This window comes from Bartonella sp. AP7XZML (assembly GCF_042195745.1).
GTDB lineage: Bacteria > Pseudomonadota > Alphaproteobacteria > Rhizobiales > Rhizobiaceae > Bartonella.
The window spans coordinates 42,272-56,058 of sequence record NZ_JBHIOT010000016.1; the positions used below are offsets into that span (position 1 = coordinate 42,272).

General features: G+C 37.1%; 9 protein-coding genes and 1 other RNA gene. All 10 read left to right on the forward strand.

What is annotated here, in order from left to right; genetic code table 11:
- The first annotated feature begins 512 nt into the window (after nt 1-512).
- The gene (locus ACFILT_RS01120) at nt 513-1,451 is read left to right on the forward strand and encodes an ArsR/SmtB family transcription factor (RefSeq protein ID WP_375679449.1); all 939 of its coding nucleotides are present in this window, start codon (nt 513-515) and stop codon (nt 1,449-1,451) included.
- Between the two features lie 2,203 nt (nt 1,452-3,654).
- Nucleotides 3,655-4,032 carry a hypothetical protein gene (locus ACFILT_RS01125; RefSeq protein WP_375678621.1) on the forward strand — a complete coding sequence of 126 codons (378 nt, stop codon included), beginning with the start codon at nt 3,655-3,657 and terminating at the stop codon, nt 4,030-4,032.
- Between the two features lie 1,375 nt (nt 4,033-5,407).
- Nucleotides 5,408-5,917 (forward strand): lytic transglycosylase domain-containing protein, encoded by a 510-nt coding sequence (locus ACFILT_RS01130; protein ID WP_375678620.1) that lies wholly within the window; start codon nt 5,408-5,410, stop codon nt 5,915-5,917.
- Between the two features lie 83 nt (nt 5,918-6,000).
- Nucleotides 6,001-6,391, forward strand: an RNA gene (rnpB, locus tag ACFILT_RS01135) — RNase P RNA component class A.
- Nucleotides 6,392-6,655: 264 nt separating this feature from the next.
- The gene (gene rsmH / locus ACFILT_RS01140; RefSeq protein ID WP_375678619.1) at nt 6,656-7,654 is read left to right on the forward strand and encodes a 16S rRNA (cytosine(1402)-N(4))-methyltransferase RsmH; all 999 of its coding nucleotides are present in this window, start codon (nt 6,656-6,658) and stop codon (nt 7,652-7,654) included.
- Nucleotides 7,651-8,055, forward strand: coding sequence for a hypothetical protein (locus tag ACFILT_RS01145; RefSeq protein WP_375611988.1), 405 nt, complete (start codon nt 7,651-7,653; stop codon nt 8,053-8,055). The genes rsmH and ACFILT_RS01145 overlap by 4 nt, the downstream gene beginning before the upstream one ends.
- Nucleotides 8,055-9,797 (forward strand): peptidoglycan D,D-transpeptidase FtsI family protein, encoded by a 1,743-nt coding sequence (locus ACFILT_RS01150; protein ID WP_375613364.1) that lies wholly within the window; start codon nt 8,055-8,057, stop codon nt 9,795-9,797. Before ACFILT_RS01145 ends, ACFILT_RS01150 begins: the two co-directional genes overlap by 1 nt.
- Before the next feature lie 23 nt (nt 9,798-9,820).
- Nucleotides 9,821-11,272, forward strand: a complete 1,452-nt coding sequence (locus ACFILT_RS01155; protein WP_375678617.1) for a UDP-N-acetylmuramoyl-L-alanyl-D-glutamate--2,6-diaminopimelate ligase — start codon at nt 9,821-9,823, stop codon at nt 11,270-11,272.
- On the forward strand, nt 11,269-12,690 hold the full coding sequence (murF, locus tag ACFILT_RS01160) for a UDP-N-acetylmuramoyl-tripeptide--D-alanyl-D-alanine ligase (RefSeq protein ID WP_375679450.1): 1,422 nt from the start codon (nt 11,269-11,271) through the stop codon (nt 12,688-12,690). The genes ACFILT_RS01155 and murF overlap by 4 nt, the downstream gene beginning before the upstream one ends.
- 22 nt (nt 12,691-12,712) lie before the next feature.
- Nucleotides 12,713-13,783, forward strand: a complete 1,071-nt coding sequence (mraY, locus tag ACFILT_RS01165; RefSeq protein WP_375678615.1) for a phospho-N-acetylmuramoyl-pentapeptide-transferase — start codon at nt 12,713-12,715, stop codon at nt 13,781-13,783.
- The last annotated feature ends 4 nt before the right edge of the window (nt 13,784-13,787 follow it).

Consider the following 13,787-nt stretch of genomic DNA (forward strand, 5'->3'; position numbering starts at 1 on the left):
TACTCATGATATATAACCGGTTATTTTTTGTAAAACTGCAATGAAAAGGAGGGGATGGAGCGTATAGTATTACTTCTACAAATGCCTTGGTCATTGAGCATTATCATCTTTACTTAATAAAAATGCAAGCTGGCATTATCATGTTATTTTTTCTCAATAGTATGCAGTTCTTGTTTTTAGGTGGGCATAAAAGGTATTTTTATCCATCTGTCCCCTCCGTTTATGAGCTGTAAGAGAATGATTTGGATTGATTTATCATGAATAGATTTGAAATGAGAAAAATCTACGGTATTCCGGTTTTTTATTCAAGTTAAAAATGAATTGATTATTATAAATCAATGTATTCTCATTATAACGAGAAGCAGGGAGATAAGATCTGTTCGTTTTTTACATTAGCCTATTTTTTTCATAGTATGATAAAATAGAGAGAGCAAAATAGATGAGAATATGCGTTGTATGCTTGACTTTTTTTCCTATAAACAAATGTTTATAGGAATGTTTAGGGGATAATTATGAAAAAAAGTGCAAGTTTAGATGCAATGATTGTGCTGCTGAAAGCGGTCGCAGAAGTAAGCCATTTACGTGTTCTTAGGCTCTTACATCATGAAGATTTAACAATTCCTGATTTTATTTTTATTCTTGATCAGTCGCAAGCGTGTATATCACGATATTTACGTTTATTGTACGAAGCACGATTGATTGAGCGTTATCAGAAGGGGGATAGCCTTTATTTTAAGCTTTGTCATGATTTTTGGGGTAAAGACATTGTGATGGGTATTCTTTCGTCTTTACCAAAGAATGATGTGTTGTTAGCGCATGATTTAGAACGTTTGAAGGATGTTAAAAAGCAGCGTCAAAAAACGAGGAAGAAGCATTTCTTACAAAATGCGTTGCAATGGGATGTATTACGGTCATCCTATATGGCAGATCATGGTGTAGAAAACTCGTTACTTGAAATCATTGGCGATAAACCATTTCCGACGATGTTGAATATTGGAAGAGGTGGAGACTCTATCTTAAAATTGTTTTCTAATCTTTATACGCATGCGGTTCAAGTTGTGCTTGATAGCAATGTTTTTCACTTGTCTGTTGGAGATACAACTTTTGATTTAGTTATTCTTCATTGGGTTTTACATTTTCTTGAAAATCCTGAAATATTCCTTCATGAGATATCAAGTGTTTTGCGTCCTCATGGCCGTTTATTGATTGTGGATTTTGGTTATCATGAAATTGAGTCTTCATATTCTGATCAAGTGCATATGCGTTTTGGATTTTCGGCTTTACAAATAGAACAATGGCTTAAAAATGCGGGACTTGTTCTAGAACAAACGGTTTGTCTTACTCCTATACAAAATGAAAACAGTGAGGAGGGGATTGCTACGCTTTGGCTTGCTCGTGATCCGCGTTTATTGGTTGACGATATCAAAGATAAACAAGTAGATTTTGCATAAATCGCGTTTGTTAACGTGCTTTATACTCTGATTTTTCTCAAGAAATAGCGTAGAGATAAAACTTTATTCAATCATTGATAAGCTATTTTTTTTTACATTTGTATTATGTTTTTATATGGGAGTATTGGTGTTTTATAGCGGCGTGTAGGCTGTATAATGAAGCATCTTCTATAGAGTTAAGCCTATGAGGATCATTATTTAAGGTGCTCTTGATATCATATTTATGTTATTAGCTAATATATTGATTTTAAAAGATCATTGATTTTTTTAGACTCAATAAGAGGTTTGAATACAGGAATGTTGTTTCATTTCAAATTTCCTGTTTCAGAATCCGAAAGGGTCTGTTTGTCTGCTACAAAAGAAGGTATTTATCTTAATGATACCGTTTGTAAAAGAAAATACATCTTTCATACATTTTCTAAATGTGAGAGCGGCTGCAATATGATATAATGCCGCACAATATAATATAGTGAAGGCTCATACCTTCATAAATGTCAAAGATGGTGGTGCCCAATAGATCTTAAAATGTCTCTTTAAAACAGGTTTTTAGATAAGGAGTGCCTTGGAACTTTTAGTGTGGGTGCAAAAAGATGCTCTAAAAAGACGAAAAAGTAAAAGGGTAAGACAATGCATTATATTCATAAAAATAAGATCGGCGATGATCTACGGATAGTCTGTGGCTGAAAGTAGGAAAGAAAAGCGTGATATTACACTAAAGTTTCGTATCTCTTTATCATGAGAAGTTATGAAGGTTATTAAATAAGTCCATTGTTTTTGCCAAAAGTATTTTCTTTTTTTTTATGTTTGCCGCTCATCTTATGACGCAGTCCGTGGGTATAGCGTAAAATTGATAGGGCATCATCATTTTATGTTTCAGTTCCTCATGTTACTGCCGATCTTGCTTTAAAATGGTTTATAGAAGATATTTTGACTCTTTTTATGTTTTTTATCCATATGCTTCTTCTTGTTTGTGATGTGCGATAGTATGGCTATTCATTAATTCAATAGACGAAGATTTAAAATAAGGGAACCTTACGTTCTTGAGATCTCTCATGTAAATTGTAAAATGATGAGTTATGATTGTAAATCAATGAATTGTTTACGTTAGAAGAACAGATTATAAAAATTTTTGAGCATAGAAACTACTGTGTGTATTATTTTACGGGATCATTTAAATGATAGAGATTAAGAGAAAATGTCTGCATTGATTTCGGTTTATTATGTTAAAATGCGTTAGAGACTGTTGGTTATTGTAAAATGGTTTATCGTTATTTGGAATGACGATGGGGCGTGATTCGAAAAAAATACCTTCAGAGTTCTCATTTTCTCATAAGATTAAGCTGTTTAAGTTCCTCATTGATTGTTACATGAGGGATGTAACAATATTTTAATGATCATTTACAGAAATTTTTTATAAAGGTAGATAAGATTTTATTTTCTCTAATTTATTGTTTTAATTTAAATAATTCATAGCTTTCTTGCAAGAAGATATTTTCCATTTTTTACGGTTATTTGTGTAAGATTTTAAAAATCTACGTTTTTCTTTTTGTGGTGATTGCTGTTGGAAAAGTGATTCTACTTTTACGTAGTTTGATTTTTATAGGGTGGATACGTAGAAATTACTGTTTTTTAATATGATCATCAGAGTTATGAAAGAAACTATTTAAAAGTTATAATGATCGTAGATTCTAATTGAAGCTTCTTGAAATAAAATTGCTTCAAATTGGGTCATTTTGAACTTTTTTTGCCTAAATTTAAACATTTTTAAATAATTTATAATTCTTTTATGTTTTTTTGCGTAGAAGATGATAAGAATTTCTTGTTGTTTAAAGAATTTTATTCCATAGCAAGAATATTGCATCGGCTATCTTAGTGGTTGATGTAAGAGGACAATCGGGGAACCTCCTCCCCCCCCCCCGCGTGGATCCCCTAGATTGTCTGGCCTGACTGAGGATTTCCTCAGTCAGGCTTTTTGTAATTATTTTAGGAAATGTAAGGTGTTATTAGGGGGGAAGTGTAAGATCTGTTATTGTTTCGCCTATAGTACCTAAATACATAGAGGGGCGAGTCTTATTGGGCGGATAGTGTTAGCGTATTCATTTTTAATAATTTGATTTTTCTTTATTGAGGCATTGTTGCATGTTATAAGGAGAATCATAAAAGGAAGCTATGTTTGTATTCTGTGATCTTTAGGTAAGAGATAATGGGATCTTTTTCACATCGTATTATTTTTATTTTATTTGTATTTTTTATTTCTGGCGCTGTCTTTTTTGCTTCTCAAAGTAGTGCTGTTTATCAGTTTTTTTCCGGTCGCTCTTCTTTTTCTTCTCAGCAGCTTGATGTAACAGAGGCGGAGTTATTAGAGAGATTATCCGTATCTTTTCCAGATATTATCAAGCATCTTTCTAAAATGACCCCTCAACAGCAAGAGTTGTTTATTGCGCAGCTGCGTCGTGATGTAATTGCGCTTGCTTCTAAAAGTGGTCAGAGTCGTGAGCAGGCTCAAAAATCTGGTGAAACTGTTGCTATGGCTCTCTCGAAAGCGATTTCTCGTCCTTCCGTTGCTAATGCTTATTTTTAGCTATTTTTTTAATCGCGCTTTTGGGTTTTATTTTAAGGAGAAAGAGCTTTTCGTGAAATTTTGAAAAGTGCGAGGAGATAATCAATTTGTAAGGTATTAACAAAATTTATCTCTCAAAAGGTAAGCAATTGGAGTATAAGGGTAATGTTGCAATCATTACAGGAGTGATAGAAAGTCTATCAAGGGTATTGGTCCAAGTTAATTGCATTATCAATCGCTACAATGACAAAAGCAGTATTGATTATAATAAAACACGTTAACTGCATTTTATATGCCGGTTATTTTTTTATTTGATATGAGAAAATAAAAATTTTTTAAGAGATATGCTTTTTTGTTCTACGGATTTTAGGATATTTATCCACTTGTATGATTTCTGAAAATGAGGCGCAAGACTGATAAGATGATAGTCTGTGACAAAGAAAAAATATTTGAATGAAGATGAGAGGTCTATTTTTATTTAAAAAGGCTTTGGGGGTATTGAGTTTTCTAACATTTTTCAAAAAAAATAGACACAAGTAAATAGACACAAGTAATTGTTAAGCTTTGTTGTAGGGATAAAAACAGATATAACTTTTTTAGTATATTGTTTTATAATGATAATTTATCATTTTATATTGAATGAGAATCTTAAGAATTGTAAAATCCTCTCATTTTAAATTTATCCATGGTGCAAAAATTAAAATCAGTTTCTTGTATACCACAAGTAGAGGCTTGTGTGGATAAAAACTCTTTTAAAAAGGAATTAAAAAGCTTCTTTGAGACATCTTGAGAGCTAAAAGTCTGTTGCAATATTTTGAATTGGTAAAGAGTATGATGTTTTTAGTATATTTATGAATTTTTTATGCGCAATGATGGGGGGATTTGTTTTGTGATTTTTTGAGGTTTTATCGGACATAAAGAGTGCAGTGGGTGTTTATTAATCAGAGAGACGCGTTGATAACGGTTTATATTTTTTGTGAACCTTTTTTGATATTGAGCATCTTCGGTAAAAAGATGCTCTTGTCTCTCTTTCTTTGAGGGATTGATCTCAATAAAAAAATTAATAATCTTATGTAAAAAATATTACATCTAGTTCAGATGCTATTTTTTTAATATAAAAATTGATTGATACAACAGAGATAGCCGCAAGTTATAGATTATATCATTTTATTTGATACGCTATAATATTAATTATAGTCTTTTTATTTTTTTATTTTATGATATAGAGAAATCTGAGACTTGTGCATAAAGATATATTCTTTTATTTCATAATTTTAGCTTGAAATTATCTTACTATTTCCTTTTTAAAGACGTTCTTTTGCTTTCTTTTTTGTATAATACATTTGCAAATTACTTGCGGCTAGAATTTGAGAATGTTTGAGTGAAGAGAAAGAAAATGCAATTTTTGAAAATCTTGTTAAATACAGCATGTGCTGTATTTTTTGTATTTGATATAAGTTGGACTCATAGTGTCTTAAATGTTGCGGAATCAGGAGAAACCTCAGTGATTGTTGCTTCTAAGATTTCTGCTCGTCCTTATGAGTTTCTTATTCAGAAACTTGCGAATAAATATAATGTTCCCGTTAATTTAGCACATGCTGTTGTAAAAATTGAAAGTAATTATAAGGCAGGTATAAAGGGGGCTGCTGGCGAAATAGGTTTGATGCAAATTAAACCCTCTACGGCACGAGGGTTGGGCTTTAGTGGTTCTGTACAGGATTTGTACGATCCTGCGACCAATCTTGAATATGGTATGCGTTATTTGGCAAGGGCCTATAAACTCAGTGGTGGAAGTACGTGTGGTACAATCCTTAAATATAACGCAGGTCATGCTGCAAAAAAAATGAATTCTATTTCAGCGAAATATTGCGCAAAAGTAAAGACTTATCTGGCTTCATTAAAATAAAAACATCTGTTGAGAGAGGTTTGTCATAAAATATTTTAAGATGCTATTTTCACGGGGCAGAAAATGTTTTATAAACTAGTATGTCAGTCGGCTGGGCAGCCGCGCTTGTCTGATACTGAAATACGGCAGGTGAGGAAAGTCCGGGCTCCATGGAAAGACGGTGCCGGGTAACACCCGGCAGGGGTGACCCTAGGGAAAGTGCCACAGAAAGTAAACCGCCTATTTTTATAGGTAAGGGTGAAAGGGTGGAGTAAGAGCCCACCGCGCATTCAGTAATGAATGTGGCAAGGTAAACCCCACCGGGAGCAAGACCAAATAGAAATGACGTGCAAAATTTAATTTGCAGCCGATTTCCGGGCGAGTCATTCGGGTAGGTTGCACGAGGCGGATGGTAACATCCGTCCCAGATGAATGGTTGCCATGTAAAGTGTAAGCTTTACTCTACAGAACCCGGCTTATAGGCCGACTGATATTTCATGATGATACGCGATATTTTATAAGATCAATTATATATGGTCTTTTATGGAGTCGGTGTGTTTGAAATGGACACTTGAGCAAAGGGTGTTAAAAAAAATTATAACATTTCTTTAAGTATAATGCATTAGGATCTGTTTTGGGATAACTTTAGTTTTTTCGTTCATTGTGATTAATATGAAAGTTGAAGGCTAGATTATTCTAAGATCAGTTGCTATGAGAGAGCTGTTGATTTAAGACAGCATAACTTCAAGACGGATTATTTTGATAAAGCAGGATCAAAGAGCTGAACGCCATATTCCAGTGTTGTTACAGCCAGTTTTGGCTGGGCTTATGCCATTGGTTGGAGCAAAAGTGATTGATGGCACCTTTGGTGCTGGTGGTTATACGCGTGCTTTGTTAAAGGCAGGGGCACAGGTGATTGCTCTTGATCGTGATCCTCATGCTATCAGTGCAGGACAATCGCTTGTTGAAGAATTTTTTCCACGCCTTCGTTTGGTCCATATGGCGTTTTCACAGCTCGATCGTGTCGTTGAAGAGAAGGTGGATGCAGTTATTTTGGATATTGGTGTTTCTTCAATGCAGCTTGATGAAGCAGAAAGAGGTTTTTCTTTTCAAAAAGATGGTCCATTGGATATGCGAATGGCTCAGACTGGTTTTACAGCCAGCGATGTTGTCAATCATTTAAAAGCAAGGGATTTGGCACGTATTTTTAAGATATTAGGGGAAGAGCGTTATGCGGGGCGAATTGCACGGATGATTGAAAAGCGTCGTGTTGTGCAGCCTTTTTTGCGTACAGGTGATTTGGCGTATGCTATCGAAACGTTGATAGGACGTAAGCCGGGAGATCGTATTCATCCGGCAACACGTGTATTTCAGGCTCTTCGTATCTATGTTAATGATGAAATTGGTGAATTGGCATGTGGTTTATTTGCTGCTGAACGCGTTTTAAAAGCTGGAGGCCGTTTGGGGGTTGTCAGTTTTCATTCTCTTGAAGATCGTATGGTCAAAAGATTTTTTTCGGCTCGTTCTGGAGAATGTATGAGATCACGCTATCTGCCAGAAATAAAGGCTGCTCCAGCAACATTTTTTCCTTTGTTTAAAGGTGGGATCACGGCAACTAAAGAGGAGTTACAGAAAAATCCTCGTTCACGTTCTGCGAGGTTGCGTATTGGTGTACGGACTGAAGCAGAGGCTCTTGCAGCAGATATGAAATTATTTGGTTTAGCAGAGATTGCCAGTTTTGAAGGCAGCAAAAAATGACAGTTTTTCGTACATTTGATATGATTTTAGTGTTGATTATGATTTGTATGGCAGGACTTACTTATAAGGTAAAATATGATGTTCAAAAGCGAATGAACGAAGTTCTTCATCTTGAGCATGAAATTGCTGCAGCAAAAAATACGGTAAGTTTGCTTCATGCTGAGTGGGCTGTGATGATAAGGCCTTCACGCATGCAAAAACTTGCGAAACGTTATCAGAAAGAACTTGGGTTAGAGGTTATACAGCCGCGTCAAATCGTGGAGTTTAAAGACATTCCGGTACGGGTACATGATCAAATTGAAGAAGTGATTAAACAAAATATCTTGGAAGATAATCAAGATATTTTGACAAATAATCGGGCTTCTCAGATCAATAGTGTTGTCCAAAAAGGCGCGCAGTAATGAAATCGACTTTTTTATTCTCACAGAAGAAAAAGCGCTTAAAGAATTCGTTGAATAATCATAATGTTTCTGTTCGTCGTCCCTATTCTAGTCGTCCACGTTTGCTTTTTTCGTTGTTCTGCTTTTTAATTTTATATGGCATCATGGGGGCTTGCCTTATTTCTTATGGGTTGGAAGGTGGACAGATTGAAGAAGCAAAAGGGCCTGGAGTTCTTCAATTGATGGCACGGCCTGATATCGTTGATCGTAATGGTCGTTTATTGGCAACAGATATTAAAACTTATTCACTTTTTGCTGAGCCACGACGTATTATTGATGTGGATGAAACAATTGAATTGCTCTCAACAGTTTTGCCTGATCTTAATTGGCAGGAAACCTATAAGCGCTTAAAAAGAAAATCTAGTTTTTCTTGGATACAGCGGGGGTTAACACCAATGCAGAAGACGCAAATTATGGCTCTTGGTATACCAGGAATTGGTTTTCGGACTGAAATTCGTCGTTTTTATCCTGATGGACCTGTAACTTCCCATATTCTCGGTATGGTGAATGTTGATAATCAGGGCATTGCAGGTATGGAAAAATATATTGATGATGCGGGGTTGAGTGCTTTGCGTGCCGCTGGTCTTGCCATGGAAGAATCGTTAAAACAAGTTCAGCTTTCGATTGATGTGCGTGTTCAGGCAATTGTTCATGATGAACTTATTCAGGCTATGAAGCGTTATAAGGCAATTGCTGCAGGAGCTGTTATTTTAAATATACATACGGGGGAAGTTTTGGCTTTGGCATCACTACCAGATTTTGATCCTGGAAATCCTATCGAAGCTTTAAAAAGTGATCGTCTCAATCGGATGACGGCAGGAGCTTTTGAAATGGGATCAATTATTAAAAGTTTTACGACCGCCATGGCACTTGATTCCAATATTTTTCATTTAAACAGTATTATTGATGCTTCAAAGCCAATAAAAGCAAGTAGTGGGTATACTATTCATGATTTTCATGGAAAAAATCGACCCTTAACGTTATGGGAGGTTTTTATTTATTCTTCTAATATTGGTTCTGCTAAAGAGGCATTGGCGATAGGGATTGATAAACATCGTGGTTTTTTACAAAAACTTGGATTACTGGATCGTCTCACAACAGAGTTGCCTGAAGTTGCCCACCCTATTGTGCCACATCATTGGAAGGATATACATTCTATGACGATTTCTTTTGGGCATGGTATGGCAACAACACCCTTGCAAACAGCTGTCGGGGCTGCTGCTTTAATGAATGGTGGTTGGTTAATTGCTCCGACATTTTTAAAACGCACAAAAGAACAAACTCTGCACCATGCAAAACGGGTTTTGCAGGCTAAAACAAGTCAAAATATGCGTTACCTTTATCAATTAAATAGTGATATTGGTTCTGGACGTAATGCAAAAGTAGAAGGCTATCGTGTAGGTGGTAAGACAGGAACAGCTGAAAAAGTTGAAAATGGAAAATATTCTAAAACAAAAAATTTCAATAGTTTTCTTGCTGCTTTTCCTATTGAAGATCCTGCTTATGTTGTTTTAACAATTATCGATGAACCAAAGCCAGAGGAGGGACAGCGTTCAGCAACAGCGGGAATGAATGCTGGACCAATGCTTGCTAATATTGTTCGTCGCACAGCTAGTTTTCTTGGTGTAAAACCCGATTTTAAAAAAGAATATGAGCCTCTTTTAAGTAAAAAGAGCAATTCAAGTTTCGTTAAACAACGGTAAAATGAATATAAAGGTGCGTTATCATGTTGTTGGGAACAGTTTTTACAGAATGTGTTGAAGATGAAAGTCTTTCTTCAATAGAAATAACAGGAATAAGTGTGGATTCTCGGCAAGTTTTGCCGGGCTATGTTTTTGTCGCTGTTCAAGGAAAAAAAAGTGATGGAAGGCACTATATAGATGATGCGATAAAGCGTGGCGCACGAGCAATCGTTACAGATTATCATGCTGTTCTTGAGGATTTATCTGTTCCCATTTTACGTGTTTCTAATGTTCGTCATAGTTTAGCGTTGGCAGCTGCACGTTTTTACGGTTCTCAGCCTGAAACGGTCGTTGCTGTGACTGGTACAAGTGGTAAAACATCTGTTGTCTCTTTTCTTCGGCAAATTTGGACTTATGCTGGATTTTGTGCTGCGAGTATAGGAACGGTTGGTGTTGTTTCTCCTAAACGGAATGTTTATGGTTCTCTCACAACACCTGATCCGGTCGTCTTGCACCGTCTTCTTTATGAAATTTCTCATGAAGGTGTGACTCATGCAGCTCTTGAAGCTTCTTCGCATGGGCTTGACCAAGGACGACTTGATGGAGTCCGTTTAACGGCTGGTGCCTTTACCAATTTAGGGCGAGATCACATGGATTATCACACGGGGGTAGAGGATTATTTGCGGGCTAAAATGAGGTTGTTTGATACACTTTTGCCTGTATCTGCTCCTGCTTTGATTTTTGCTGATGATGTTTATTCACAAAAGGTTATTGATGTTGTTACACAAGCGCGCCGCCGTGTCTTGACAATTGGTCGTAAGGGGCAATTTATCACGATTAATCGTGTCGAACATCAACGCTCAAAACAGTGTATTGAGTGTCGTGTGGAAAACAATATTTATACATTTGATTTGCCTTTAGCTGGAGATTTTCAGGTCGCCAATGCGCTTATGGCAGCGGGGTTAGCAATTGCAACGGGCGTTTCACCTCGTAAGGTTTTTTCTGCGCTTGAAACTTTGCAGGGGGCACCTGGGCGGTTAGAGTTTGTGGGAAAGACAGAAAATAATGCGCTTGTTTACATTGATTATGCCCATAAACCAGAAGCTTTGGAGCAGGTTTTACTTTCTGTTCGTCCCTTTACGCAAGGGCGCTTGATCGTTGTTTTTGGTTGTGGAGGAGATCGTGATCAAGGGAAAAGACCTTTGATGGGAAAAATTGCGGCGGATAAAGCGGACATTGTTATTGTAACGGATGATAATCCTCGCACAGAAATGCCAGAAAAAATACGCAAGGATATTTTACAGGCGGTGCCAACAGCAATAGAGATAGCAGATCGTGGAGAGGCTATTTCTTACGCGGTGGAGCTTTTGAAAATTGGTGATACATTAATCATTGCTGGAAAAGGTCATGAGGATGGCCAAATTATAGGGCAGACAACTTATCCTTTTTCAGATCGTCTGAAAGCGATAGAAGCTTTAGAGGATCGAAAGAAATGACAGCTTTATGGGATAAGCAAGCACTTGTTGCTGCAGTTAAGGGTGTTGTAATGGGAAGCCTGCCAGAAACTTTTTCTGGGGTTTCCATTGATAGCCGTACTCTTGCGGAAGGGGATGTTTTTTTCTGCATTAAAGGGCATCATCTTGATGGTCATGATTTTGCTGCGCAAGCTTATGAACGAGGTGCAGGCGTTCTTATCGTTGCGGAACACCGTTTGAGGGATATGAAAAAGATATCGGCTCCACTCATTGTCGTTCCTGATGTTTTGAAAGCCTTAGAACAACTTGCACAAGCTGCACGCAAACGTTCAAGAGCTAAGATTATCGCGATAACAGGATCGGTGGGAAAAACAACGACAAAAGAAGCTTTGAAACAAGCACTTGCAACGGCTGGGAATGTTCATGCGAATCTCGCTTCTTTAAACAATTGCTGGGGGGTTCCACTCACTTTAGCGCGGATGCCTGTGGAGAGTGATTATGGTATCTTTGAAATTGGCATGAATCACAGAGATGAAATTCGCCCTCTGGTCAAACTGGTTTGTCCGCATGTTGCTCTCATTACGCATATTTGTGCAGGACATATGGGTTTTTTCAAGGATCTTGAAGAAATAGCAAAGGCAAAAGCTGAAATTTTTGAAGGATTGGATGAGGAAGGCATTGCCATTTTAAATGCGGATAGTGATTTTTTTTCTTATCTCGTTCAAAAAGCAAAGAAATGCGGTGTAAAAAAGATCTTAAGCTTTGGTGAGACTAAAGATGCTGATTATCAAGCGCATGATATACGTCTTCTAACCGATAGTTCTTCTATGATTGTGCGTATTGGGGGGCGGGATAGGGAGGTCCAAATTGGTGCTCCAGGACGCCATATTGTGCAAAATAGTTTAGGGGTTATTGCTGCTTGTGATGCTATGGGGGTTGAGCTAGAGCCTGTTTTTCTTTCTTTTCGCCATTTTTCTTCTCAAAAGAGGCGAGGTGTTCGTTATCGACTGTCTTTATCAAATGGGGGTGAATTTTATCTCATTGATGAAAGCTATAATGCAAATCCTGCTTCTATGCGTGCTGCACTTGAGCTTCTTGCTACAGGACCTGTAGGGAAAGGGGGGCGGCGAATTGCTATTTTAGGAGATATGCTAGAGTTAGGGGAGTATAGTGAAAAGCTTCATCGTGATTTAATAAAACCAATACGTCTTTCTGGTGCTAATCCGGTTTTTCTATTTGGTGAGGCGATGAAATCTTTAGTCAGTGATTTGTCTGCTGGTGTTAAGGTTCATTATGCTGAAAATATTGAGAAAATTTTATCGCTTCTTTTAGCAGAAATTTCTTCTGGGGATCTGCTTATGGTTAAATCATCCAATAGCCTTTGTTCATCAAATATTGTGACTGCATTGCTTGATCGCTATAAAGCGGTTTCTTCATAGTTTTAAGAGGTTTTTTTGTTCCATGATGCTATTTTTTTCTTCGTTTAGTGATTGGCTTCCAGGTGTGAATGTATTTCGTTATATTACTTTTCGCACGATAGCGGCTATGCTTACTTCGGGGCTTATCGTCTTTTTGTTTGGACCTAGCATCATTGCTTCTCTTAAATTGCGGCAGGGTAAGGGGCAACCGATTCGTGCTGATGGTCCTCAAACACATTTTAAAAAGGCTGGAACACCTACAATGGGTGGATTGATGATTTTAACCGGCATTGTGGTATCGGCATTTTTATGGGGTAATTTATCGAATATTTACTTTTGGGTATCGCTATTGGTTATGCTTTCTTTTGGGGGAATTGGATTTTATGACGATTATCTTAAGGTCACAAAACAAACAGACAAAGGATTTTCTGGGAAAGCACGATTAAGCTTGGAGTTTTTTGTTGCGGCAATTGCGGCTTTTGCCATCTTGAAAATTGGCTCATCTGGATTAGCTTTGCCTTTTTTAAAAGATTATCTTATCAATTTGGGCTGGTTTTTTATTCCTTTTTCTGCTTTCGTCATTGTTGCGACGGGTAATGCGGTTAATTTAACGGATGGACTCGATGGGCTTGCTATTGTTCCTGTGATGGTTGCAGCTTTATCTTTTGCTCTGATTGCTTATCTTTCTGGTAATATGAATTTTGCTGATTATCTCCAAATCCATTATGTATCGGGAACAGGTGAATTGGCTGTTTTATTGGGAGCTGTTGTTGGGGCAGGGCTTGGTTTTTTATGGTTTAATGCACCACCTGCAGCTATTTTTATGGGAGATACTGGTTCATTGGCTCTTGGAGGACTCTTAGGGACTGTTGCGGTTGCTACGAAACACGAAATTGTTTTGGTTCTTATTGGTGGGCTTTTTGTTGTGGAAGCTTTTTCGGTCGTTATTCAGGTTGGTTATTTCAAATTAACAAGAAAACGCGTGTTTCTTATGGCACCGATACATCATCATTTTGAGAAAAAAGGCTGGACTGAAAGCCAAGTCGTGATACGCTTTTGGATTATTTCGATTGTTCTCGCTCTCATAGGTCTTTCAACACTTAAATTGCGGTGAGAAT

Coding starts and splice junctions, on each gene's coding strand:
- ACFILT_RS01125 (WP_375678621.1), top strand. CDS start 3,655: ATGGGATCTTTTTCACATCGTATTATTTTTATTTTATTTGTATTTTTT.
- murF (WP_375679450.1), top strand. CDS start 11,269: ATGACAGCTTTATGGGATAAGCAAGCACTTGTTGCTGCAGTTAAGGGT.
- mraY (WP_375678615.1), top strand. CDS start 12,713: ATGATGCTATTTTTTTCTTCGTTTAGTGATTGGCTTCCAGGTGTGAAT.
- ACFILT_RS01130 (WP_375678620.1), top strand. CDS start 5,408: ATGCAATTTTTGAAAATCTTGTTAAATACAGCATGTGCTGTATTTTTT.
- ACFILT_RS01120 (WP_375679449.1), top strand. CDS start 513: ATGAAAAAAAGTGCAAGTTTAGATGCAATGATTGTGCTGCTGAAAGCG.
- ACFILT_RS01145 (WP_375611988.1), top strand. CDS start 7,651: ATGACAGTTTTTCGTACATTTGATATGATTTTAGTGTTGATTATGATT.
- ACFILT_RS01155 (WP_375678617.1), top strand. CDS start 9,821: ATGTTGTTGGGAACAGTTTTTACAGAATGTGTTGAAGATGAAAGTCTT.
- ACFILT_RS01150 (WP_375613364.1), top strand. CDS start 8,055: ATGAAATCGACTTTTTTATTCTCACAGAAGAAAAAGCGCTTAAAGAAT.